The organism is Actinoallomurus sp. NBC_01490 (genome assembly GCF_036227085.1).
Taxonomy (GTDB): domain Bacteria; phylum Actinomycetota; class Actinomycetes; order Streptosporangiales; family Streptosporangiaceae; genus Actinoallomurus; species Actinoallomurus oryzae.
The window spans coordinates 11,762,310-11,783,563 of sequence record NZ_CP109433.1 but is presented as its reverse complement, the minus strand read 5'-3'; the positions used below and the strand labels follow the sequence as shown (position 1 = coordinate 11,783,563).

General features: G+C 73.2%; 19 protein-coding genes. 7 read left to right on the top strand and 12 right to left on the bottom strand.

Annotation, left to right across the window (positions count from 1 at the left end; translation table 11 throughout):
• Positions 1-39 precede the first annotated feature (39 nt).
• Positions 40-612: a helix-turn-helix domain-containing protein gene (locus OG417_RS54115; RefSeq protein WP_329247772.1), complete on the top strand. Its 573-nt coding sequence runs from the start codon at positions 40-42 to the stop codon at positions 610-612.
• 28 nt (positions 613-640) lie between these two features.
• On the opposite strand, the gene OG417_RS54110 is transcribed toward OG417_RS54115, so the two are convergent.
• Positions 641-877 (bottom strand): hypothetical protein, encoded by a 237-nt coding sequence (locus OG417_RS54110; protein ID WP_329247769.1) that lies wholly within the window; start codon positions 875-877, stop codon positions 641-643.
• A gap of 155 nt (positions 878-1,032) precedes the next feature.
• Positions 1,033-1,524, bottom strand: coding sequence for a MarR family winged helix-turn-helix transcriptional regulator (locus tag OG417_RS54105; protein ID WP_329247767.1), 492 nt, complete (start codon positions 1,522-1,524; stop codon positions 1,033-1,035).
• A gap of 116 nt (positions 1,525-1,640) precedes the next feature.
• On the opposite strand from OG417_RS54105, the gene OG417_RS54100 reads away from it, so the two are divergent.
• Positions 1,641-2,486: an NAD-dependent epimerase/dehydratase family protein gene (locus OG417_RS54100; protein ID WP_329247764.1), complete on the top strand. Its 846-nt coding sequence runs from the start codon at positions 1,641-1,643 to the stop codon at positions 2,484-2,486.
• Between the two features lie 5 nt (positions 2,487-2,491).
• Here the strand turns inward: OG417_RS54100 and OG417_RS54095 are convergent, their stop codons facing one another.
• Together OG417_RS54095 and OG417_RS54090 are read right to left on the bottom strand one after the other, a co-directional pair.
• Positions 2,492-3,583 carry an NAD(P)/FAD-dependent oxidoreductase gene (locus tag OG417_RS54095; RefSeq protein ID WP_329247761.1) on the bottom strand — a complete coding sequence of 364 codons (1,092 nt, stop codon included), beginning with the start codon at positions 3,581-3,583 and terminating at the stop codon, positions 2,492-2,494.
• Positions 3,584-3,673: 90 nt separating this feature from the next.
• Positions 3,674-4,879 (bottom strand): MFS transporter, encoded by a 1,206-nt coding sequence (locus tag OG417_RS54090; RefSeq protein WP_329247758.1) that lies wholly within the window; start codon positions 4,877-4,879, stop codon positions 3,674-3,676.
• Here OG417_RS54090 and OG417_RS54085 point away from each other — a divergent pair.
• Positions 4,835-5,458, top strand: a complete 624-nt coding sequence (locus OG417_RS54085) for an ArsR/SmtB family transcription factor (protein ID WP_329263157.1) — start codon at positions 4,835-4,837, stop codon at positions 5,456-5,458. The two genes, OG417_RS54090 and OG417_RS54085, sit on opposite strands and share 45 nt — an antisense overlap.
• On the opposite strand, the gene OG417_RS54080 is transcribed toward OG417_RS54085, so the two are convergent.
• Positions 5,445-6,269 (bottom strand): helix-turn-helix transcriptional regulator, encoded by an 825-nt coding sequence (locus OG417_RS54080; RefSeq protein ID WP_329247755.1) that lies wholly within the window; start codon positions 6,267-6,269, stop codon positions 5,445-5,447. The two genes, OG417_RS54085 and OG417_RS54080, sit on opposite strands and share 14 nt — an antisense overlap.
• A gap of 73 nt (positions 6,270-6,342) precedes the next feature.
• Between OG417_RS54080 and OG417_RS54075 the strand changes: the two genes are divergently transcribed.
• Positions 6,343-6,753 carry a DUF2000 domain-containing protein gene (locus tag OG417_RS54075; RefSeq protein WP_329247753.1) on the top strand — a complete coding sequence of 137 codons (411 nt, stop codon included), beginning with the start codon at positions 6,343-6,345 and terminating at the stop codon, positions 6,751-6,753.
• 2 nt (positions 6,754-6,755) lie between these two features.
• Here the strand turns inward: OG417_RS54075 and OG417_RS54070 are convergent, their stop codons facing one another.
• Positions 6,756-8,600 carry a S8 family serine peptidase gene (locus OG417_RS54070; protein WP_329247750.1) on the bottom strand — a complete coding sequence of 615 codons (1,845 nt, stop codon included), beginning with the start codon at positions 8,598-8,600 and terminating at the stop codon, positions 6,756-6,758.
• 338 nt (positions 8,601-8,938) lie between these two features.
• Between OG417_RS54070 and OG417_RS54065 the strand changes: the two genes are divergently transcribed.
• Positions 8,939-11,095, top strand: coding sequence for a tetratricopeptide repeat protein (locus OG417_RS54065; RefSeq protein ID WP_329247747.1), 2,157 nt, complete (start codon positions 8,939-8,941; stop codon positions 11,093-11,095).
• On the opposite strand, the gene OG417_RS54060 is transcribed toward OG417_RS54065, so the two are convergent.
• The 4 genes from OG417_RS54060 to OG417_RS54045 are packed head-to-tail and all read right to left on the bottom strand — an operon-like array spanning position 11,052 to position 14,692.
• A complete protein-coding gene (locus tag OG417_RS54060; RefSeq protein WP_329247744.1) occupies positions 11,052-11,597 on the bottom strand; it encodes a hypothetical protein in 546 nt (181 codons plus the stop codon). The two genes, OG417_RS54065 and OG417_RS54060, sit on opposite strands and share 44 nt — an antisense overlap.
• Positions 11,597-12,835 (bottom strand): hypothetical protein, encoded by a 1,239-nt coding sequence (locus tag OG417_RS54055; RefSeq protein ID WP_329247741.1) that lies wholly within the window; start codon positions 12,833-12,835, stop codon positions 11,597-11,599. The genes OG417_RS54060 and OG417_RS54055 overlap by 1 nt, the downstream gene beginning before the upstream one ends.
• Positions 12,836-12,848: 13 nt before the next feature.
• Positions 12,849-13,499 carry a hypothetical protein gene (locus tag OG417_RS54050; protein ID WP_329247738.1) on the bottom strand — a complete coding sequence of 217 codons (651 nt, stop codon included), beginning with the start codon at positions 13,497-13,499 and terminating at the stop codon, positions 12,849-12,851.
• Between the two features lie 17 nt (positions 13,500-13,516).
• Positions 13,517-14,692, bottom strand: a complete 1,176-nt coding sequence (locus OG417_RS54045) for a hypothetical protein (protein WP_329247736.1) — start codon at positions 14,690-14,692, stop codon at positions 13,517-13,519.
• Positions 14,693-14,849: 157 nt separating this feature from the next.
• Here OG417_RS54045 and OG417_RS54040 point away from each other — a divergent pair, with 157 nt between their 5' ends.
• Entirely contained in the window at positions 14,850-17,963 is a 3,114-nt protein-coding gene (locus OG417_RS54040; protein ID WP_329247733.1) for an AfsR/SARP family transcriptional regulator, read from the top strand.
• A gap of 167 nt (positions 17,964-18,130) precedes the next feature.
• Here OG417_RS54040 and OG417_RS54035 read toward each other — a convergent pair whose 3' ends face one another.
• Both OG417_RS54035 and OG417_RS54030 read right to left on the bottom strand, forming a co-directional pair.
• Positions 18,131-18,778 (bottom strand): response regulator transcription factor, encoded by a 648-nt coding sequence (locus OG417_RS54035; RefSeq protein WP_329247730.1) that lies wholly within the window; start codon positions 18,776-18,778, stop codon positions 18,131-18,133.
• Positions 18,775-19,962: a sensor histidine kinase gene (locus OG417_RS54030; protein ID WP_329263153.1), complete on the bottom strand. Its 1,188-nt coding sequence runs from the start codon at positions 19,960-19,962 to the stop codon at positions 18,775-18,777. The genes OG417_RS54035 and OG417_RS54030 overlap by 4 nt, the downstream gene beginning before the upstream one ends.
• A 149-nt stretch (positions 19,963-20,111) precedes the next feature.
• Between OG417_RS54030 and OG417_RS54025 the strand changes: the two genes are divergently transcribed.
• Positions 20,112-21,218, top strand: a complete 1,107-nt coding sequence (locus tag OG417_RS54025) for an alpha/beta hydrolase family protein (protein ID WP_329247727.1) — start codon at positions 20,112-20,114, stop codon at positions 21,216-21,218.
• Positions 21,219-21,254: the final 36 nt, after the last annotated feature.

Here is a 21,254-nt window from a genome sequence, read left to right as displayed (position 1 = left end):
TCGATTCTCTATAGCGAAACTAGTCGCTATTATAGAGGAATGCTGGAACTCGCGACGCTGGGCCGACGCGTTCAGGGACTGCGACACGATCGAAGCCTGACCCTTCAGCAGCTGGCCGAGGCGGCCGACGTGAGCGTGAGCATGCTGTCGTCGGTGGAGCGCGGGCAGAAGGCGCCCACGATCGTGGTTCTGGCCCGCATCGCGGACGGTCTGGGCGTGCCCCTCACCGACCTCGTCGCCGAGCCCGACGACACTCGGATCGTCGTACGCCGCGCCGCCGACCAGGACAGCGTCGACGAACCCGGAGGGTGGCGGCGGACGATCCTCTCGCCGGTGGTGCCCGGCGTGAACTTCGAGTGGATCCGTACGACGCTGCCGCCGGACTGTGACGCGGGCGGGTTCCCGGCGTACGCCCCGGGCTCCCACGAGTACATCGTCGTCGAGTCCGGCACGCTCCGCCTGACCATCGCCGACACGTCCGTCGACCTCGGTGAGGGTGACTCGGCCTACTTCGCCGCCGATGTCGGCCACGCGTACGCGAACGCGGGCTCCGAGCCGTGCACCTATTACGTCGCCGCGCTCATCATGCGTGCCCGTACGCCGCGTGGTTGACGGCGCAGTGGAACACGGCCGTGGACGCCTACTGCGCGACCGTGCAGTAGCGAGCCTCCACCCACAGCGCCCCGGACCGGCCGGCCGTCCCGGCATGCGCCGTGCCGGGGCGCGCCATGCCGCCGGAGTACGTCCGCACCAGCCGGTTCGCGGCGTCGGCCAGGCCGAACCTGTCGACGAGCTCACGCGCCCGCGCCATCGGATCCCGACGGGACATCCCGTGGACGCGCCCGGCGAGCAGCAGGTTCTCGGTCGCGGTGCACATCGGGCGCCCATCGTCACACCCCTTGTGAGGATCCGGTGTGACTTCCACCTTCCCGGTGTCACCGGACACGAGGAGGCTGGACGGCGAGGGCGGACCCTACGGTGAGAAGTCGCGACAGACGCCGGCGGAACGCTCGCCGCGTGTGAGGGTGCCCCTCACAGGGGCCGAGGGCCTGGCGGGGGTTGGTCGTTACCGCGCTCGGCGCCGGATGCTTCCGGGCGGAGCCGCCCGGACAGCCGGTGGAGCGTCCGCAGGTCGTCGTGTGACAGTTCCGACAGTACGGCGGGTGGCCGGTAGAGGCGGTTGCGCACCTGTGTGCGGAGTTGCCTGCCGCGATCGCTCAGCACGACGACCTTGACGCGCCGGTCGGTCTCGTGGGCCTGGCGCTCGACCAGGCCTTGCTTCTCCAGCCGGTCGACGATCCAGGTGACGGTCGAGGCGTCGCAGCGCCACATGTCGGCCAGGGCGCGCATCGGCTCGCGGCGGCCGGGGACCAGCCGCATGAGGGCCTTGAGATCGCCGGCGCTGACGCCGAACTCGGCGACGGACGCCAGATGAAGCTCGTGCTCGTCCAGGAAGAAGTCATACAGCGCTTTCCAGATCTCGGCCTTGAGTTGCTCGTCCTGGTCGGGGCCGCGTTCTTCCATGACGGCCATGGTACGTCCGTAGGATCGCTCAAAATATTCGATGAGTCAAATAGTTGGACTCATCAAAGCTTCTGCTACCGTCGAGGCCAACAGCACATCGAGCTTCGGGAGTCGCGATGACCGTCCTGGTGACCGGTGCCACCGGTCGAGTCGGTAGCCGGTTCGTCCCCCGCCTGCTGCAGCAGGCACCACCCGTCCGCATCCTGGTCCGTGACCCGGTTCGGGCCGAGTCCCTCGGCCGGCTCGGTGCCGAGGTCGCCGTGGGCGACCTGCGTGACCCGGGCGCTCTCGAGCATGCCCTCAAGGGCGTCGAGACGATCGTTCACCTGGGTGCGGCGTTCCGCGGCGTGACCGATGAGGAAGCGGTCACGGTCAACCACACCGCGACGGTCGCGTTGGCCGAGTCCGCCCTTCGGGCAGGCGTCGGCCGGTTCGTCTACGCCAGTACCACACGGGTCTACGGGCCGGGCCGGGGTCGCCCGGCGTCGGAGGCCGACGAGCTCGCGCCACCCGGGCAGGCCTACCCGGCGAGCAAGGTGGCCGCCGAAGAAGCACTCCTGCGACTCCACCGAACCGAGGGACTGCCGCTGCGCATCGCCCGGTTGGCGTTCGTCTACGGCGAGGGAGATCCGCACCTGGCCGAATCGCTGCTGTGGGCACGTGACTGGCCGCTGCACAAGCGCCTGCACATGGTGCACCACGCCGACGTCGGCCAAGCCCTCCTACGCCTCGTCCAGGCGAACGGCGTGGACGGCCAGATCTACAACGTGGCCGACGACGCGCCCGTCACCGCCCTCGAACTGCTCGACCTCAACCGCGAGCCGACCGCCGAAGAAGCGGCGAGCCGGACCCTCGACGACCCTTGGGAAGGCATCGTCGACACCGCCAAGATCCGCCGCGAACTCGGCTTCCGTCCCGTCCATCCCACCGTCCACACCGCCGAAGACGCCGGAGCTCTGTGACGCGGCTATCCGGGGAACGTGAGTACTTCGGCGCCTGGGCGGAACGGGCTCAGCAGGGCGGACTCGGTGCCGTGTAGTTCGCCGGCGACCAGGTCCGCCAGCAGGGGTGCGAGCGTGATGCCGTCGCGGGTGACCACCGCGTACACGCGGTACGCGTGGTCCACGAAGCCGGCTGCCGTACGGCCGCGGCACGGGCCCGCGTACTGGGCGACGCGTACCTGTTCCACGTGTGCGCCGTCGGTGCCGGTCAGCAGTTCCGGCAGTCGCGACAGCAGTTCCGCGCCGATCCGGGGAGGCGGTGGTAGCGCCGGGTCGGCCGCCGCGTCCAGGTCCGGGGCGCGCAGCAGCAGGCGGCCCCCGCCGTCCGGGCGTACGCTCAGGCGGTCCGTCGTCAGGACCCGTGACAGCGGGACCGTCACCGGCGTCGTGCTCGCCAGGAAGCCTCCCGTGTGCGCGCCCGGCATGCGCGAGTCGAGCGTCGCGACGTCCAGCAGCGTGCCGGTCCAGCGGCCCGCGCAGCTCACCACGTAGTCGGCGGTGCGCACGTCGCCGTCCGCGAGCACGACGTTCGCTCCCGACCCGTTCGACCGGATCTCCCGTACGGCGACGCCCGTCTCGACGTCGGCGCCGCCCGCGCGCGCCTCGGCCAGCAGGCGGCCGAGCAGCCGGGCCGGGAAGACGTGCGCCTCCTCCGGGAACAGCACGTACTCGGTGCCGTCCGGGCGTGGAACCAGGCCCGGCTCCAGCTCGGCGGCCCGGTCGGCGGTGATCCGCTCGACGGCGTAGTCGCGGCCGGCGAGCCAGTCCACGCGGCGGTTCAGCTCCTCCAGGCCCGCTCGCTCCGTCGCCCACATCAGGTGTCCGGTCGGCACGAACGCGTCGCTGCCCAGCGCGTGGTGGGCGTGGACGGCGGCGTGGGTCAGCGTGTGGTACGACTCCGACTCCGGATGGTCCGCGGCGACCAGGCCGAATGAGGCGCCGGTGGTGCCGGCGCCGGGGAAACGTTCCTCCAGCACCGTGACCCGCGCCCCGCGGCGGGTCAGCCCGGCCGCGACCGCGGCGCCCACGATGCCCGCTCCGATGATCACGACTCGCACGAGGGCTCCTTTCGCTCCCCCGCGTCTCGCGGAGGCCTTGATCGCGACGGTAGCGAACAGAGGGGGCGCGATCACCAATGTTCGACCTGGTCAGATGGTGTGTCGCGGCTCCGGGCGGGTCCGCTTGGCCCAGCGGGCGAGTGTCGGTAGGGGCGCCGAGCAGCCGATGAACACCACGGCGACGAGGAGCCATCCGGCCGCACCGAGCCCGGTGAGCGCCAGCGTGAACACCGCGGGCGCGAACATCTGCACCGTCGCGGTGGCCGCCTCCGACGCGCCCTGGTACGCGCCGCGGGCGTCCTCGGGCATCAGGGTGATCGACAGGCCCCAGCTCGCCGCGACGAAGCCGAGTTCGCCCGCCACGTGGAACAGCGCCGCGACGACGACCCCCGTCGCCGCGACCGGCACGGGACCGGCCCCCGTGGTGGCCAGGAGCACGCAACTCACCGCGAGCGCGACGCCGGACCGCACCGCCGTACGGGCCGAGGCGCCGACGCCGCGCGCCAGCCGGGAGGCGGGCACCTGGAGCAGGGCGATCCCGACCGAGCTGATCACCACGACGGCGCCGCTCAGCGCCAGCGGGAGCCGGCCGGACCGGGAGACCCACAGCGGAAGCCCCGTGGACAGCATGGCCCAGCACAGGGAGAGCCCCGCCGTGGTCCCGACGACGGCGAGGTACGGGCGGTCGCGCAGCACCGGCCGGACCCGGGCCGTACGCGACCGGGCGACCGGCGCCACGGCCGGGACGGTCGCGGTCACGGCGGCCGGCACGAGGAAGCTGGCCGCGCCGCCCGCGATCGCCGTGAGGTACCCGGCGGGCCGGTCGGCCGACAGCACCAGCGCGCCGAGTCCGGCGCCGAGGGCGTACCCGACGTGCTGGGCGACGCGTTGCCCGGCGAGCGTCCTCACCCGTTCGGCGTCCCCGCCGACCAGGCCGGCCACCATCGCGGTCCGCGCCGCGGTGGCGCCGTTGGCCGGCGCCGTGAACAGGACCGTGACCACGAGGAACGCCACGGTGCCGTGGACGGCCAGGTAGCCCGCCATCGCCGCCGCCCGTACGAGAGTGACCGTGATGAGGACCCCGCGCGGGCCGTGGCGGTCGGCGAGGGCCCCGATCGGTACGGCCAGGGCCGGCCCGGCGCCTCCGGCCAGCGCCATGGCGAGGCCGACGGTCGGCGCGGGCAGGCGCAGGACCCGGGTGAAGTACAGCGCCCAGATGGTGAACCACAGGCCGTCGCCCAGCGCCGACAGATCCGGCTCACCGCCCTGCAGTTCCTCGCCATCGAGGGCCCGCACACGCTCACCCAGCTCGCCGACGCCCTCGGCGTGACCGCGCCCCGCCTGGGCAACCACCTGGCACGGCTGCGCGCGGCCGGGCTGGTCGACGTCGAGCACTCCGGACGGCACGCGGTCTACCGCATGTCGGCCCCCGGTCTCGGCGACGTGCTCGCGGCGCTCTCCCGGTACGCGCACGCCGATCCCGGGGCCGGGCCCCAACGGGCCGTCACCACCGCCGACACCGCGCGGACCTGCTACGACCACCTCGCCGGGCGGCTCGGCGTCGCGGTGTTCGGCGCGCTCGTCCAGCGGGGCGCGCTGACCGGCGACGGCCGGAGCCTGGGACCCGATCCGGCGTTCTTCGGCGAGCTCGGCGTCGACGTCGCGGCGGTCGACCCGGGGCGCCGCAAGCTCGCCACCGCCTGCCTGGACCGTACGCGGCGGCTTCCGCACCTCGGCGGGGCGCTCGGCCGCTGCGTGCTGGACGCCTTCGTCGACCGGGGCCTCGTCGCGCCGGCCGGTGGGCGGGAGCTGACGGTGACGGCGGCGGGCGCCGAGCGGCTGCCCGTCCTGCTGCCCGGGTTCACCCCGTCCTGAGGAGCGCGAGCCGGTAGTCGCCGGGCGTGACGCCGTAGTAGCGCGTGAACCAGCGCGTGAGGTGACTCTGGTCGGCGAACCCCGTACGGGCCGCGACGTCGCTCAGCGGCTCGCCGGCGGCGATCAGCCCCCGGGCCGCCCGCAGCCGCAGCTGCCGCTGGTAGTCGCTCGGCGCCATCCCGTACGACGCCCGGAACGCGCGGTAGACCGCGTAGCGGGTACGGCCGGTCGCGGCGGCGAGGTCGTCGGCGGTGATGTCCTCCAGGTACGCGCCGTGGATGACGTCCCGCGCGAGGGCGGCGACCGCGGAGTCCGGAGCCGTGGTCCGGTCGGACCGCGACCGCGTGGCGCGGCGGGTGAGGCACGCGACCGTGGCCGCGAGCAGTTCGTCGCGCCGCAGGGCCGGTGCGCCGCCGAGCAGCGCGCGGTGCAGGGCGTGGACGTGCCACGCGGCGACCGGATCGTCGATCACCGGCTCGGCGAACAGCGGCAGAGCGGCCGGGCGCCCGTCCCGGTCGGAGAGCACGTCCCGTACGAGACCGGGCCCGATGTGCACCATGCGGTAGGTGAAGCCGAGCCCGTCGGTGGCGTGTCCGTCGTGCGGATCGTCGGGGTTGAACGCCATCACCATGCCGCTGGCGCTGGTGTGCGCACCGCCGCGGCACGTGAACGACTGGGCGCCGCTCTCCGTGACGCCGAAGGAGTAGGACTCGTGGCTGTGCCGGTGGTAGACATGCCGCTCGAAGTGCGCGTGCATGGCCTCCAGCGGCCGGTCACCCGAGTGCCAGTAACGGGACCAATCGCGTGACATCACCCCATTGTCGCTCGTCAGAGGCGCACGAGCGTTCAAGACCCCGGCGGGCCGCTGCGCCAGGATCGGTCCCATGCGATTCGATACCAAGATCGGCATTGTGGTCCGGGAGGATCTGGCCGTCTGGCAGAAGCTCAACGTCACCGCGTTCCTGGCCGGTGCGGTCGCCGCGAACCACCCCGAGGTCATCGGCGAGCCGTACGAGGACGGCTCCGGCACCGAGTACCTGTCGATGTTCCGCCAGCCCGTGCTCGTCTACGCCGCCGACGCCGAGGCGCTCGGCCGGGTGCGCGCCTCGGCAGTGAACCGCGGCCTGGACGTCGCCGTCTTCACCGAGGACATGTTCAAGACCGGGCACGACGAGGCCAACCGCGCCGTCGTCCGCGCCGTGGCGGCCGAGGACCTGGCGCTGGTGGGTCTCGTGGTGTTCGGGTCGAAGAACCCCCTGGACAAGACGCTCAAGGGACTGCCCCTGCACCCCTGAGGTCAGGACAGCGTCACGTCGTCGAACTTGGCCGACGTCGGGTCGCCGAAGTAGCCGTCGTCGTGGCTCAGCAGCGTGAGGGTGTACGCGTGGCCGGCGACGACCGGAGCCTCGGCCTTCTCCCACCTGTTGTCGTACGTGCAGGTCCGGGGCAGCACCGTGCGGGTGGCGCCGGTCGTGTCGTCGCGCAGTGAGGCGGTCACCCAGTCGTAGCGCACCCGGTCCGGGCAGCTGACGTTGTACCAGAACGACAGCCTGCGGTTGCCGCGGACGGCGGTGAAGCCCTGCCGGATGACGGAGTCGCCCTTCTTCGGGTCGTCGGGATACCCGAGCAGCGCCGCGTACCCGCCGCTGTGCGGATGGTCCTTGGTCACGCCGGTCACCACGCCCGCGGACGTCCAGCCGGCCAGCGAGCCGGTCTCGAACCCGCCGTTGGCGAGCGGCCGGAGCGCCACCGCGGCCGTACGCGCCACGGCGACCGTACTCGCCGGGGCGCCGCCGCCCCTGACGGCCTGACCCGCGACGGCTCTGCCCGCCACGGCTCCGCGCGGTGCGCCGGGACGGGACGCCGCCGGGGCCGGGTGGGAAGCGCCGGCCGCGCGGGCCCGCGCCCGGCTCGACCCCGCCTGGCCGGCGCGGAAGGCGTCCACGCCGTCGGGCGTGCCGAGGCCGGTCGGGCCGTCGTAGCCGGGGCCCGCGGTGCAGAGGTACGCCGGGGTGCAGGTGCCGGTGTTGCCCTCGACGATGTCGTGCAGCCTGCCCGCGTGCGCGTACGGCACCGAGGCGGCGTACCCGTTGGCGGGCAGGGAGCCGGCCAGGGCGTAGGTTCCGGCGATGATCGGTGCCGCCGCGCTGGTGCCGCCGACGACCTGCCAGCCGCCGAACCCGAACGTGTCATAGACCGCGACGCCCGTGTGCGGGTCGGCGACCGCCGCGACGTCGGCGACGGTGCGGCGCGAGCAGCCGGTGTCCTTCTGCCACGGCGGCTTCGGCGCCCGCGTCGAGCAGCCGGAGCCCGAACCGCTCCACGCCGTCTCGTTCCAGCCGCGCGCGTTGGCCGCCCGGTTGAGCGACGTGCCGCCGACCGCGGTGACGTGCGGGGCGGTGGCCGGGAACAGCACGCCGTAGCCGCTGTCGCCGGAGGCCGCGGTGATCGCGACACCCGGATGGTCGAAGTGCTGGAAGTCGCTCGCGCTCGCGGACGCCGACTCCGGGCCGCCGTAGCTGTTGGAGATGTACCTGGCGCCGAGGCGTACGGCGGTGTCGACGCCCTTGCCCAGACCGGGGATCGAGGGCTGGTCGGCCTCGACGAGGAGGATCTTGCAGTTCGGGCAGGTCGCCGAGACCATGTCGAGGTCGAGGGACATCTCCTCGGCCCAGCTGCTGTCGGCGCGGGGCAGCCGGCTCCCGCCGTCGGCGTTGACCTTGCGGAAGCAGCCGTTCGCGGTGGTGCACGGCGGCAGGCCGTACTGCGCGCGGTACACGGCGAGGTCCGACTCGGCCTTGGGGTCGTCGTAGACGTTGATGATGGCGACCGTCTGGCCCTTGCCGGCGGTCGCGGTCGGGAGCCGGTAGGCGTCGCGCAGGTCGGTGGCGCCCAGCCCGGCGGGCGCGCGCTGCGGCTGGACGCCGTGCAGCGGTTTCACGTCGGTGCGTACGAGCGCGAGGCAGGTCACCATGCCCGGCTGGGACGTGTCGGGGCACGCCCGTTTGACCGGAACCGCGGCGAGCGGATCGGCGCCGTGGTCCGGCGAGCCGACGTCGGCGCGGGCCGGCGCGGAGACGAGCGCCAGGGCGGCCAGCGCGGCGATTCCGGCACGTCTCGTCCGCCGGGTGGGGATGAACACATCTGCTCCCTTCACGGCGGGAACCGGACTCGAGACGAACGAGGCGAGCGGCATCCGCGCGGCGTATCGGTCATTTAACTTCTGTCGCATTCAACGCGGCCACAGATCGGGCCGCGCATCAATTCAATTCCCGCGACCGCTTCCGTCAATCTGGCTACTGACCTGCTAAGAGTCGGCGGACGGCTGTCGTTTATTGCTGGTTATCGTGCAAATTGTCAGAGCAAAGGAGATCAGTGCCGCCTTTCAGGGAAACGGCCTGACCTGGTCAGCTCGCGTGCTTTCGTCGTTCGGCGATCTATACTGCGGCAATGTAAGACGGGAGAAAAAGGGGCGGCCTGTTGCGTGACGAGAGTGCGACGACCGGGGCCGATGGTGGCTGGGAGAATCAATTGGCCGGAGATGTCGCCGGAGCCGCCGTGCAGGCCCGCTCCATTCACGGCGACGTGCGGTTCAACTTCGGCACTCCCGCCGCGCTCCCCGCGCCGGCGCAGTTACCCTCCGCCGGGTTCTTCGCCGACCGCACGCGCGAACTGGCCGCGCTGCGGCGGCTCGCCGAGCGACCGCCGGAGACCGGCGCTCCGCTGATCGTCGTGGTCAGCGGTACGGGCGGCGTCGGCAAGACCACCCTCGCGCTCCGCTGGCTGCACCAGATCCGCGAGTCCTACACCGACGGTCAGCTCTTCGTCGACCTGCGCGGATTCTCCGGGCAGCGGCCGATGCCGCCGGGCGAGCCACTCGAACGCTTCCTGCGCGCGCTCGGCGTCGACGCCGCCGCGGTGCCGGCGGACGCCGAGGAGCAGGCGGCGCTGTTCCGCACCCTGACCACGGGCCGGCGCCTGATCGTCATGCTCGACAACGCCGTCTCGGCCGCCCAGGTACGCCCGCTGCTGCCCGGCCCGGGACCGGCCCTGGTCGTGGTCACGACGCGCCACCGCCTCACGGGCCTCGCCCTGGACGGCGCGCGCTTCCTCGACGTCGCACCGCTCGACGACGAGGGAGCGGTCGAACTGCTCGACCGTCTCCTCGGCGACGGGCGCGTCGCGGGCGAGCGCGAGCAGGCCGTCGCCCTCGTCGCGCTGTGCGGCCGGTTGCCGCTGGCCGTGTGCGCCTCGGGAGTGCGCCTCGCCGCGCGGCGGCGCTGGCCGATCGCGCGGGTCGTCCGCGAGCTGACCGACGAGACACGCCGGCTGGCCACGCTCGTCGGGGACGAGGACGACGCGTCGGTGCAGGCGGTCTTCAACGCCTCCTACGGCGCGGTCCCCGACGAGGCCGCCCGGCGGCTGTACCGCCTGCTCGGCCTGCACCCCGGCACCGACTTCGACGCCGGAGCCGCCGCGGCGCTCCTCGGCGCCGGCGCCGAGGAGGCCGCCCACCTGCTGGACCTCCTGGCCGGGGCGAACCTCCTCCAGGAGGGTCCCGGCGACCGCTACCACTTCCACGACCTGGTGCGCCTGCACGCGCGGGGCGAGGCCGACGTCTCCGAGTCCGCGACCGGTCGCGCGGCGGCCGTGCGGCGTCTCACCGACTGGTACCTGCGGACGGCCGTCGCGGCCGACCTGGCCGTCATGCCGGGCCGCTGGCACCTGGGCGGCCACTACGACGAAGCACGGCACGGTGCCGCCGCCTTCGACGGCCGGGAGGACGCGCTCGGCTGGCTGGAACGCGAGCGCGCCAACCTCGTGGCCGTGGTGGAGAACGCCCACGAGGCGGGGCTGCACGAGGCCGCCTGGCAGCTCTGCGAGGCGATGTGGCCGCTGTTCCTGCTGCGCAAGCACTACGGCAGCTGGCTCGAATCGCACGAGGTCGGGCTGGCCGCCGCACGCGAGTGCGGTGACGCGAAGGCGGAGTCCCGAATGCTCACCGCGCTGGGCACGGCCCACCTCAACCGCCGGGACTTCCGGTCCGCCATCGACTACAACGGCCGAGCGCTGCGGCTCGACCCGCCGGGCGGGCATCCGCTCGGCGAGGCGTCCGCCCTGGAGGGGCTCGGCGTGGCCGAGTTCGCGACGGGCCACGGCGAGCGCGCCATCGGCCACTTCGCGCGGGCCCGGGCGATCCACGAGGAGCTCGGACGCCCGCGCGGTGTCGCCCTGATGACCCGCCACCTCGGTGAGGCGGAGAGCGCGATCGGCCGCCACGACGAGGCGATCGCGCACTTCACGGCGGCGCTCCGCTGGTTCGAGGCGCAGGAGGAGTACTACCACCAGGCCCGTACGCTGGGCGGCCTCGCGACGGTGTACCTGCGCGCGGACCGGCTCGACGAGGCCGCCGACGCGCTGGCCCGGGCGCTCGTGAGCGCCCGGACCGCGGGTGCCCGGCACGAGGAGGCCGGCGTGCACGTCTCGCTCGCCGATCTCGCCGAGCGGCGTGCCGAGCCGGACGAGGTACGCGACCGGTTGCGGGCCGCGCTGACCATCTACACCGAGCTGGGCGCACCGCAGGCCGACGAGGTCACGAGGCGACTTGCCACACCTCCGGACGCCCCATCACGCTGATCCGGACGCCCGTCCGGCCGTCGTGCAGACATCCGCCGTCGAGCGCGTCGAGGGGCCGGCCGGTCACCGTCCACGTGTGGACGAACGATGCGTACGGCCACACGTCCACGGTCCTGGGCCCGAGCGGCACCAGCCGTGCGAACCAGTCGGCGGCGACCTCCAGCAGATATTCGCCGCCCGGTCGGCCGAACGCCGCCACGAGACACCCCGGGCATCGGGCGCGCAGGGCCGCCACCCGTCCGAGCGGCCCGTCGGCGACGATCACATCCGCGATCGGCGGCCAGGGCCCCGGGACGCCGGCGTCCGCGAGCAGGTGCTCGTCGGCGAACCCAGAGCCGCCGGGATGACGCATGTCGATCGACACGCGGTGGACCACCGCCGTGGCCGGCGGCGTCGCCGGTCCCGTGACGACGACGCGCCGCCGGTCGGGGCCGGGTAAGGGGTACGGGTCCGCGTCGTCCGGCGCCGGATACACCCGGACGCGCCACGCGCTCGTGTCCATCAGGCGGCCCGCAGCCCGTCGCGAGACGCGCAGTACGGCAGCGGCACCGGTTCCAGCCGGGCCGGGAGGTCCGGTTCGGCCAGCCGCATCAGCCGGTACATCTCCCGCCGCAGGATCTGCGCGGCGCGCCCCGGCACGGAGGTGAGCTCCGTACGGAGCGCGGCGTGGACGTCCTCACCGAAGCACCCGGTGGAGGCGCGGAGCTGCGGGGACAGCGGCGCGTCCCAGTCGATCCTCGGCGCGATCGCACCGAGGCGGGAGATGTGCGAGCCCGGCTCGACGTCATCCTCGGCGAACGCCCCGAGGGCGACGGGCACGCCCAGCGCGGCTCCGTAGTAGGTGACCGAGCCGTGGTCCCCGATCACGTGGTCGGCCGCGATCAGCGCGGCACGCCAGCCCTCCTCCGGCGGCAGCAGCCGTACGCCGTGGCGCAGGCAGTCGGTGTGCCAGCGCGTCACCTGCCGCCGCCCCGAGATGGTCCAGATGCCCGGGTGGAGCGCCGCCACCACCGCGTACTCCTCGCGTGAGAGCTGGGCGGCGACGCGGAACAGGACGTCGGGGTGCCGCCCGAACAGCGAGTGCGCGCCCCAGGTCGAGGTGACCAGGACCAGCCGCCGTCCGCGCCCGACGCCGAAGGCACGCCGGTAGGCCGCGCGCCGCCACCGGCTCTCGACGAGCCGGTCGAAGCACGGGTCGCCGCCGACGACCGCCACGGGTAACGCCTCGGGACAGTCGCGCTCGAGCAGGCGCAGGTGCCGCTCGTGCGGCAGCACGTACGCCGACGGGACGACCCGTCCGCCGACCACCAGGCGGTCGCGGAGCACGCCGGTGACCGGGCGGGGCGCGGCCGGTCCGGCTCCCTGGATACGCGGGTAGAGCTTGCCGGGACCGGACCCGTGCGGCAGCGTCAGGACGGGCGCGTGCAGGCTCTCCAGCCGTCCGTTCGACGCCGCGATCGCCAGGTCGAAGGGCGTCCGGATCGCCTGGCTCCAGGGCACCGTCAGGCCGCCCAGGCGGTGTAGGTAGTCCGCGAGCCCGCCGGTGAAGTGCGACGACGGCGCGGCCGTGTAGACGACCTGAATCCGGCGGTCGCTCTCCAGCAGCGGAAGCACTTCGGCCAGCCGCGTGCCGGCGGTGAGGTGATGGACGACGGCGAGCACCGTCCGCTGGCCCGGCACGGTCGTCCCCCTGGCCGCGTCCGGCCCGAAGGGCCCCGGGACCCATTCGTCGTTCGACAACCTGATCCTCCCCCTATGCGGCGTGGAACGCCGCTGTCATCGGTTTCGGCCGGCGGAGCTTCATCTCCGCGCGCCCGGTCACCAGGAAGTGCGCCGGTCGTCCCGCGGTCGCGGCGACGTACCGGCCCACGGCCACGACCGCCTCATCCAGGGCGGTCACCGAGATCCCCGCCGTCTGCCAGCAGTGCACCGCCGAGCCGTACATGGCGTAGCAGGAGCCGATACCCGCCGACGCCGGCGCGATCCGCGGTCCCGCCACCGCCAGCAGCCGTCCGTCGCGTAACCGCAGGTCACAACCGCCCGTACGGTGGCCGACGACGACGTCGCCGCGCCGCCGGGCGATGAGGTCGCGGAGTCCCCGCCGTACGAACACGCCCGGCACGGCCGGAGCCGGGCGGTCGTGGCGGCTCCGCGCGCAGACGACGAGATGAATGTCGGTCGTGATCCACCCGGCCGGCCGCGGCAGCCGGTGCCGGTCGGGGTCGGTCATGACGACGAGGTGCGGTTCGGACAGCCCCCGGCCCGACGGGATGACCAGCATGCCCGGCATCTCCGCCTCGGGCCGGGCCGGCCGGTACGCGGCGCGCCCGTCCGGCGGCAGGTGGTCCAGGGCCAGTGAGTCTTCGACGCGCAGCAGGTGGGCCGCGATGAGGCTCGTTTCCACGATCGTGTCTCCCGTGTCTAGTCGAGGCGGAACGGCGGAGAGACCGGATCCGTCGTGGGGATGCTGAGCGGCTGCCGGAGCCGCAGGTGGCGGTACAGCAGCGACCGCATGTTGCGGTTGAACCGGCCGGGCTCGGAGGTGATGCGCTCCAGCACCGGCCGGTGAAGGTCCGGCCGGTGCCGGGCCGCGGCGGCGTGGAGCTGCGGCTCGATGGGCCGGTACGGCGACAGCCGCGGCGCCACCCGGGCGAGCTCGGCGAGGGCGGAGTCCGGAGCGATGTCGGCGTCCTCGACGCCGCTGAGCAGCACGGGCACCCCGGTGACCGCGCCGTACGGGCCGACGGCACCGTCGTCGATGATCCAGTCGGCGGCGACGAGCGCGGCGCGCCAGTCGCCCTCGGGCGGCAGCACCCCGAGCCCGCCGCGCAGGCAGTCGGCCAGGCCCACCCCTCCCGGGCCCGGCTCGGGCGGGAACAGCGCGATCACCCGGTACTCCTCCGCCGGCAGCTCCCTGGGGAGCCGGGCCAGCAGGTCCGTCGCTCCGGGCGGGCGCGCCGCGGACCGTGCGACCACGACGACGAGGCGCTGCCGCGGGCCGACGCCGAGCGCGCGCCGGTAGAAGTTCCGCAGCGGCAGGCTCGCGGTGAGCCGGTCGTAGGTCGGGTCGCCGGCGACCGTCGTGACCGGCAGCGTCTCCGGGTGCCTCCGGGCGAGGCGCGCCACCTCGGCCTCGTGCGCGAGCACGATCGACGCCGGCCCGGCGCCGCAGCGGTGCACGACCCGATGGGCGCCGGACGCGCACGGCAGGTCGCGGCGGTGGGCCTCGCGCAGCGCGGCGGCCTCGATGCGCTCGCCGAACGGCATCACGGCCGACGGCGCGCGCACCCTGCGTACGGCGGCGAGGTCGGTGGCGACGGCCAGCCCGAAGTCGCGCGCCGTGGCGTCCCGCCAGGAGATCACCACGGCACCGACGTCGCTGAGAAGCCGCTCGACCCCTCGGTGGTAGATGTCGCAGTCGGTGGTGAACGCGACCTTGACGCGCGGGTCCGACTCCACCAGCCGGACGACGTCCAGCAGATGCTGTCCGCACGCGGCGCTGCGGACCACGACGAGAACGGTGTGGCGGTCGCCGGGCGCCCCCCAGATCCCCGTGTCGTGTCCGACCGGAGACCGGCGCCATTCGAAACCGAACATGTAATGAGAGTCGGCGACGCGCCTTGACGAAGCCTTGACGCAGGCTTGCCATGCGTCAGAGGGGCGACCCATATCGGCCATGGGGGCTTCTGGTCATGATGACACCGTGAGTGAAACCATGTGATGAATATGTGAAGATCCACCGAAGAGGTCGTTGGTGGAGTTCCGAATTCTCGGTCCGGTAGAGCTCTGGTCCGATGGCCGGCGACACGCCGTCGGGCGCACCAAAGAGCGCTGTGTGCTGGCGATTCTCGCCCAGACACCCGGGATTCCGGTGCCCATGGAAACGCTCGTCGACTGGGTCTGGGACGGGGCGGAGCCACCCGGCGCACGTGCCAATCTGCACACATATGTCTCGCGGTTGCGCGCACGGCTCAGCAGTATCGGCGACGACGCGACCATCGGAACTTTCCGGCCCGGCGGATATGTCCTCCAGGCCGATTCCAAGGACATCGATCTGCACCGGTTCCGCAATCTGCGAAGACAGGCGCGGGCCATCGCGGCGAGCGGTGACGACGAACGGGCGCTCGAACTCCTCCGCGGCGCGCACGCCCTCGTACACGGCCGGCCACTGGCCGATCTGTCCAGCGCATGGGCGGACGGCATCCGCCGGGCCATCGAGGACGAACTCCTCGGCGCCACCCTCGAACGCGTCGAGGTGGAGCTGCGGCTGGGGCACCACACCGACCTGGTGAGCGAACTCCGCGTCCTGGTCGAGGAGCACCCGTACAACGAGAAGCTCGTGGAGCACCTCATGAAGGCGCTCTACCGCGCCGGACGGCACGCCGACGCGCTGACGGTGTACCACGACGCCAGCCACCGGCTGTGGAAGGAGCTGCAGACCCAGCCCTGCCCGGAGCTCCAGGAACTCCAGGCGCGGATCCTGCGGCGCGACCGCACCCTGCTCCCGGTGCCGCGGGCGCGGGCCGTGGTGAGCGATCCGCGCCGCACCCTGCCGGATGACATCCGGCACTTCACCGGACGTGAGGAGGAGGTCCGCGCGTTGATCGAGGTCGCCTCTCCCACGCGCCCGGGGCGTCCCACGGTGATCGCCCTGGACGGCATGGCCGGCGTCGGGAAGACGGTGCTGGCCGTGCATCTCGCGCACCGGCTGGCCGAGGAGTACCCCGACGGGCAGCTGTACCTGGACCTCCACGGCCTGGACGCCGAGCAGGAGGCGACCACCCCCGCCGCCGCGCTGGACGCGCTGCTGCGGATGCTCGGCATCCAGGGCGTCCCGCCGTCGGTCGAGGAGCGCACGGCGCTGTGGCGGGCCGAGCTCGCGGGCCGCCGGGTGCTCGTGGTCCTCGACAACGCTCGCGGGCGTGAGCAGATCCAGCCGCTCCTGTCCTCGGCGCCGGGCTGCCTGACCCTGATCACGAGCCGGCGGCGGCTCGTCGGCCTGGACGACGTGTGGTCGCACTCGATCGACGTGATGAGTCCCTCCGACGCCGCCGACCTGCTCGAACGCGCGATCGGACCAGACCGGGCGTCCCCGCCCGGCGACATCGCCGAGGTGGTCGCGCTCTGCGGCCACCTGCCGCTCGCGATCCAGCTCGTCGGCAACCGGCTACGGCACCGCCGCGCCTGGACCAGCGCCGTCCTCGCGAAACGGCTCGCGGCGCGCAACCGGCGGCTCGCCGAGATCCGGGCGGCGGACCGCGAGATCACGGCGGCCTTCGACCTGTCGTACCGCGGGCTCGCTCCCCGGGCGCGCCGGGGGTTCCGCCGCCTGGGCCTGCACCTCGGCGCGGACTTCGCCCTCCACGGCGCGGCGGCGATCACCGGCGAGCCGCCGGGCGACGCCGACCGGCTGATCGAGGAACTGCTCGACCACCATCTCCTGACCGAGCCGATGGAGGGGCGGTACCGGTTCCACGCCCTGGTCCGCGACTACGCGCGTCAGCGGGCGGCCGGTGAGGACTCGGAGTCGGTGCGCCGGGACGCCGTATGGTGCCAGCTCGACCACGCGGTGTCCGCCGCGCTGCTCGCCGACCGGCTGCTCCACGCGCACGGCCGCGACCTCGGCCGTGACGTCCCGCCGCCCGACCCGGCGCCGTTCGCGACCCCGGCCGAGGCGGACGCGTGGATGACGGCGGAGTACGCCAACCTTCTCGCCGCCGCCGAGTACGCGGAGAGCGTGGGCGCCCTGCGGCATACGGCCCTGCTCGCGCACGCGCTCGCCGGATACCTCGACGCCGGGGGACACTGGGACAGGGCCGACGTCCTGCACCGGCGCGCGGTCGAGGCCTGGCGGGAGCTGGGCGAGGCGGCCGGAGAGGCACAGGCGCTGCTCGACCTGAGCGGCGTGCGGTTCCGCACCGGGCAGTACGGCGAGGCGCTCGACCACGCGCGGGCGTCCCTGGAGATCTATCGGTCGCTCGGCGACGCGCGGGGGGAGGCCGATGTCCTGGCCCATCGCGGACTCATCCTGTGGCAGCGGTCGCTGTACCGCGACGCTCTGACCAGCTCGCGCGGGGCGCTGGCGATCCGGCGGTCGCTGGGCGACCGGCGCGGCGAGGCCCGGGTGCTGGACCACATCGCGATCTTCCTGGAGTTCGTCGGCCGGTACCAGGAGGCCGCCGACCGCCGGAACACGGCTCTGGAGATCTACGCGTCGATCGACGACCCGCGCGGGCTGCTGATGTCGCTGAACAACCAGGGCGACCTGATGCTGCGGCTGGGCCGGGTCGACGCCGCGCGCGGATACTACGAGGACGCCTCCCGCGTCATGCCGGAGATGAGCCGTCAGCACGATGCGATCTGGCGCAACAACATGGCGCGCATCCATTTACATACCGGACGGTACGACGAAGCGCTGACCGGGTTCCGCTACGCATTGCTTACATATCGGCAGATTGGGGACAAGCGGAACGAGATAGAAACGCTCATCGAGATCGGAACGACCTATTTCGGGATGGGGCAGCACGGGGAGGCGCTGATCCACTTCGAGCAGGCTTTGGCCTTTTCGCGGCGAATATCGGAAATGTTCGAGCAGACGAAGGCGCTGCGGCGCATCGGGGAGGTGCTGCTGGCGGACGAGCGCCTCGCGGACGCCGACGAGGCGTTCCGCGAGGCGCTGAAGCTGGCCGGCGTCATCGGCGAGCCGTACGAACGGGCCAAGGTGCTGGAAGGCCTCGGACGCCTCCACCTGCGCAGGGGTGCCCGGCACAACGCGCGCCGCTGCTGGCGCCAGGCACTGCGCTTCTTCGAGCGAGCGGGCATGCCCGCGGAGTCCGAGACCCTCCGAACCCTCCTGGACGCCGTGTGACGCGACGGCTCAAAGGTCGCGGATGGGCCGGAAGCAGCGTCGCATTAGAGATCGCGCTGAGGCAGACCAAGAAATCGGCCATATTCACACCGGCTGCCCGAACGTCGATTGTTATTTCCCCGGGACCCGGCGGTGGCATCCGCAGCAAGCTCGGTCAGTTGGGAAGGTCAGATCAGGCCGGCCTCGTACACCAGGATCGCCGCCTGGACGCGGTTGGTCAGGCCGAGCTTGGCGAGTGCGCGGCTGACGTGTGTCTTCACCGTGGCCTCCCGCATGGTGAGCTCCCGGCCGATCTCGGCGTTGGACAGGCCGCGGGCGACCGCGCGGACGACCTGGCGTTCCCGTGTGGTGAGGGCGGCGAACCGGTCGTGTGCCGCCTGGGCGCGCGATGGGCGCCGCTCGGCGTACGACTCGATCAGCCGCCTGGTCACGGTGGGCGCGAGCATGGCGTTGCCCGCCGCGACCGTACGGACGGCGGAGGCCAGGTCGCGGGGGGGAGTGTCCTTGAGCAGGAACCCGACGGCACCGGCGCGCAGCGCCCGGTGCACGTGTTCGTCCAGGTCGAACGTGGTGAGCATGATCACCTTTGGCGGGTCGTCCCGCCGCGTGATGCGCTCCGCGGCGGTCAGGCCGTCCATGCCGGGCATCCGGACGTCCATCAGTACGACGTCGGCGCGGAGCCGTTCGACCGCGGCGACGGCCTCGGCGCCGTCCCGTGCCTCGCCCACCACGACGATGTCGCCGGCGGCCTCCAAAATCAGCCGCAGCCCGGACCGTACGAGCGCCTCGTCGTCGACGACCAGCACCCTGATCAACCGGTACCTCCTTCGGCCGGCAGCCTCGCGATCATCTCGAACCCGCCGTCCGGCCGCGGGCACGCCTCGAACGCGCCGCCCAGCAGCCCCACGCGCTCCCGTAGCCCGCTCAGGCCCAGGCCGGCGCCGGGCAGCGGATCGTCCGGGCCGTCACCGGGATCGTTGCACACCGCCACCTCGACCTCGCCCGGAAGATAGCGCAGCGCGACCTCGGTGGGCGCGCCGCCGGCGTGCTTGTGCACGTTGGTCAGGGCCTCCTGTACGACACGGTAGGCGGTCCGCTCGACCAGGTCCGGCAGCGCCCGTACCTCGCCCTCGTCGCGCCGGGTGACGCGGATGCCCAGGCTCCTGGTCTGGTCGAGCAGCCGGTCGAGGTCGGACAGCGTCGGCTGGGGCACCGTGGCCTCGCCCGCGTACGGCGAGCGGAGCACGCCCAGGACGTTCCGCAGGTCGCTGAGCGCCTCGCGGCCGATGCCGCGGATCAGGGCGGCCGCCTCGGCCGTGCGCTCGTCGCCGGCGCCGACCTCCAGCGCCCCCGCGTGCAGCACCATCAGGGAGACGCGATGGGCGACGACGTCGTGCATCTCCTGGGCGATCCGGGTCCGTTCCTGCGCACGCGCCTGCTCGTCGCGGGCCACCTGCTCGCGTTCCAGCCGCCGGGCGCGCTCGCGGAGCGCGGCGAAGGCGAGCCGCCGCGCGTTCACCCACAGGCCCGTGGCCAGCGGCAGCCCCACCAGCACGGCGAGCAGGATCGCGATGTTGGGGAACGTCGCGGTCGCGAGGTATCGGGATCCGCCGACCGCGGCCCCGGTCCCGATCGACACGCCGGCGACCGCGAGAGCCGCCAGGCCGAAGGTCACCACGCGTGTCCGCCGCAGGCTCGTGCCGGCGTAGTACGCGGCGACCATGGAGGCGGGCCAGAGCGCCAGCCACACCCAGCCCAGCGCCGCCAGCGCGAACACGGGCCACCGCCGGCGCCGGGCGAGACCGGCCGCGACCCCGCACGCCACGCAGAAGACGATGATCAGAGGGTGGAGCCACGGCGCCGCCGGGCCGGTCGCCGGCGGGTAGAGCATGCCGAGGAAGCCCTCGGCGTAGACCACGGACAGCAGGCCGACGACCGCGCCGAGGACCCACGGAAGAGCCGGGTCGATCAGGCGGTCGATACGCCTCAGCCTCTCCATCACCGGCGTCGCTCCATGGCCTCGAGCGTACGGCCGGTCCGCGACATGAACCCACGACGATCGTCGTACCGGCCGCCGACGAAAGTCGTAGCCGGCCGACCGACGACCGGCAGACGTGTTCGCCGCCGCATCGCTGAAGGCTGCGGTCCATGCGGAAATCCATTCTCGGCGGCCTGCTGGCCGCCACCCTTCTCACCTGCACCGCCGCCACCCAGGCGACCGCGGAGCCCACCCTTCGCCTCCCGCGGCCGACCGGCCCGCGCCCGGTGGGGGCCACGACGTTGCAGCTGGTCGACTCGTCGCGTACGGACCCGTGGGTGCCGTCGTCGGGTGCGCGCCGGCTGATGGTGTCGCTGTGGTACCCGGCGTCGGCGGCGCGGGGCCCGCGCGCCGCGTACATGACGCCGGACGAATCGGCGCTGCTGCTCAAGGGAGAGGGCATCACCACCGTGCCGCCGGACACACTGAGCCGCACGCGCACCGACGCGTACGCGGACGCCACGCCGGCCCGCGGGCGGCATCCGCTGGTCGTGCTCTCCCCGGGGTTCTCGCTGCCACGTTCGTCGCTCACCTCGCTGGGCGAGGACCTGGCGAGCCGGGGTTACGTGGTCGCCGCGGTCGACCACTCGTACGAGAACTTCGGTGAGACCTTCCCCGACGGCCACACCACCACGTGTGTCGCCTGTGAACTCGATCAGACGCCCGCGCTGGCGCGGAAGCTGGCCGCCGGCCGTGCCGCCGACCTGTCGTTCGTCCTCGACCGGCTCACCGGCCCGCGCCCCGTGTGGAAGGGCGGCATCTCCGCCTCCCGTATCGGCATGGCGGGGCACTCCCTCGGCGGGGACAGCACGGCCGTGACCATGGCGGCCGACCCGCGCGTACGGGCCGGGGTCAACATGGACGGCACGTTCAACACGCCCGTCACCGGACTCTCCCGCCCGTTCCTGCTCGTGGGCACCGCGGCCATGCACACGCCGACCTCCAAGGACACGACCTGGGGCGACGCGTGGCAGCACCTCACCGGATGGAAACGGTGGATCACCGTGGCCGGCACGCAGCACTCCTCCTTCACCGACCTGCACCCGCTCGCGGACCAGCTCGGCCTCGCCTTCGGCGCCGACATCTCCGGGACCCGCGCCGTACAGATCACGCGGGCCTACGTCGGCGCCTTCTTCGACCGGAGCCTCCGGCACCGGCCCGAGCCCCTGCTGGACGGGCCCTCATCGGCCTTTCCGGAGGTGACCTTCTGGAACTGACGTGAGAGCGGGCGGCCCCTCCGCAGGGGCCGCCCG

Excerpts from the sequence above, each read along its gene's own strand:
- OG417_RS54100 (WP_329247764.1), top strand. The coding sequence starts at position 1,641 with ATGACCGTCCTGGTGACCGGTGCCACCGGTCGAGTCGGTAGCCGGTTC.
- OG417_RS54030 (WP_329263153.1), bottom strand. The coding sequence starts at position 19,962 with ATGGAGAGGCTGAGGCGTATCGACCGCCTGATCGACCCGGCTCTTCCG.
- OG417_RS54075 (WP_329247753.1), top strand. The coding sequence starts at position 6,343 with ATGCGATTCGATACCAAGATCGGCATTGTGGTCCGGGAGGATCTGGCC.
- OG417_RS54110 (WP_329247769.1), bottom strand. The coding sequence starts at position 877 with ATGTGCACCGCGACCGAGAACCTGCTGCTCGCCGGGCGCGTCCACGGG.
- OG417_RS54105 (WP_329247767.1), bottom strand. The coding sequence starts at position 1,524 with ATGGAAGAACGCGGCCCCGACCAGGACGAGCAACTCAAGGCCGAGATC.
- OG417_RS54045 (WP_329247736.1), bottom strand. The coding sequence starts at position 14,692 with ATGTTCGGTTTCGAATGGCGCCGGTCTCCGGTCGGACACGACACGGGG.
- OG417_RS54080 (WP_329247755.1), bottom strand. The coding sequence starts at position 6,269 with ATGTCACGCGATTGGTCCCGTTACTGGCACTCGGGTGACCGGCCGCTG.
- OG417_RS54025 (WP_329247727.1), top strand. The coding sequence starts at position 20,112 with ATGCGGAAATCCATTCTCGGCGGCCTGCTGGCCGCCACCCTTCTCACC.
- OG417_RS54115 (WP_329247772.1), top strand. The coding sequence starts at position 40 with ATGCTGGAACTCGCGACGCTGGGCCGACGCGTTCAGGGACTGCGACAC.
- OG417_RS54060 (WP_329247744.1), bottom strand. The coding sequence starts at position 11,597 with ATGGACACGAGCGCGTGGCGCGTCCGGGTGTATCCGGCGCCGGACGAC.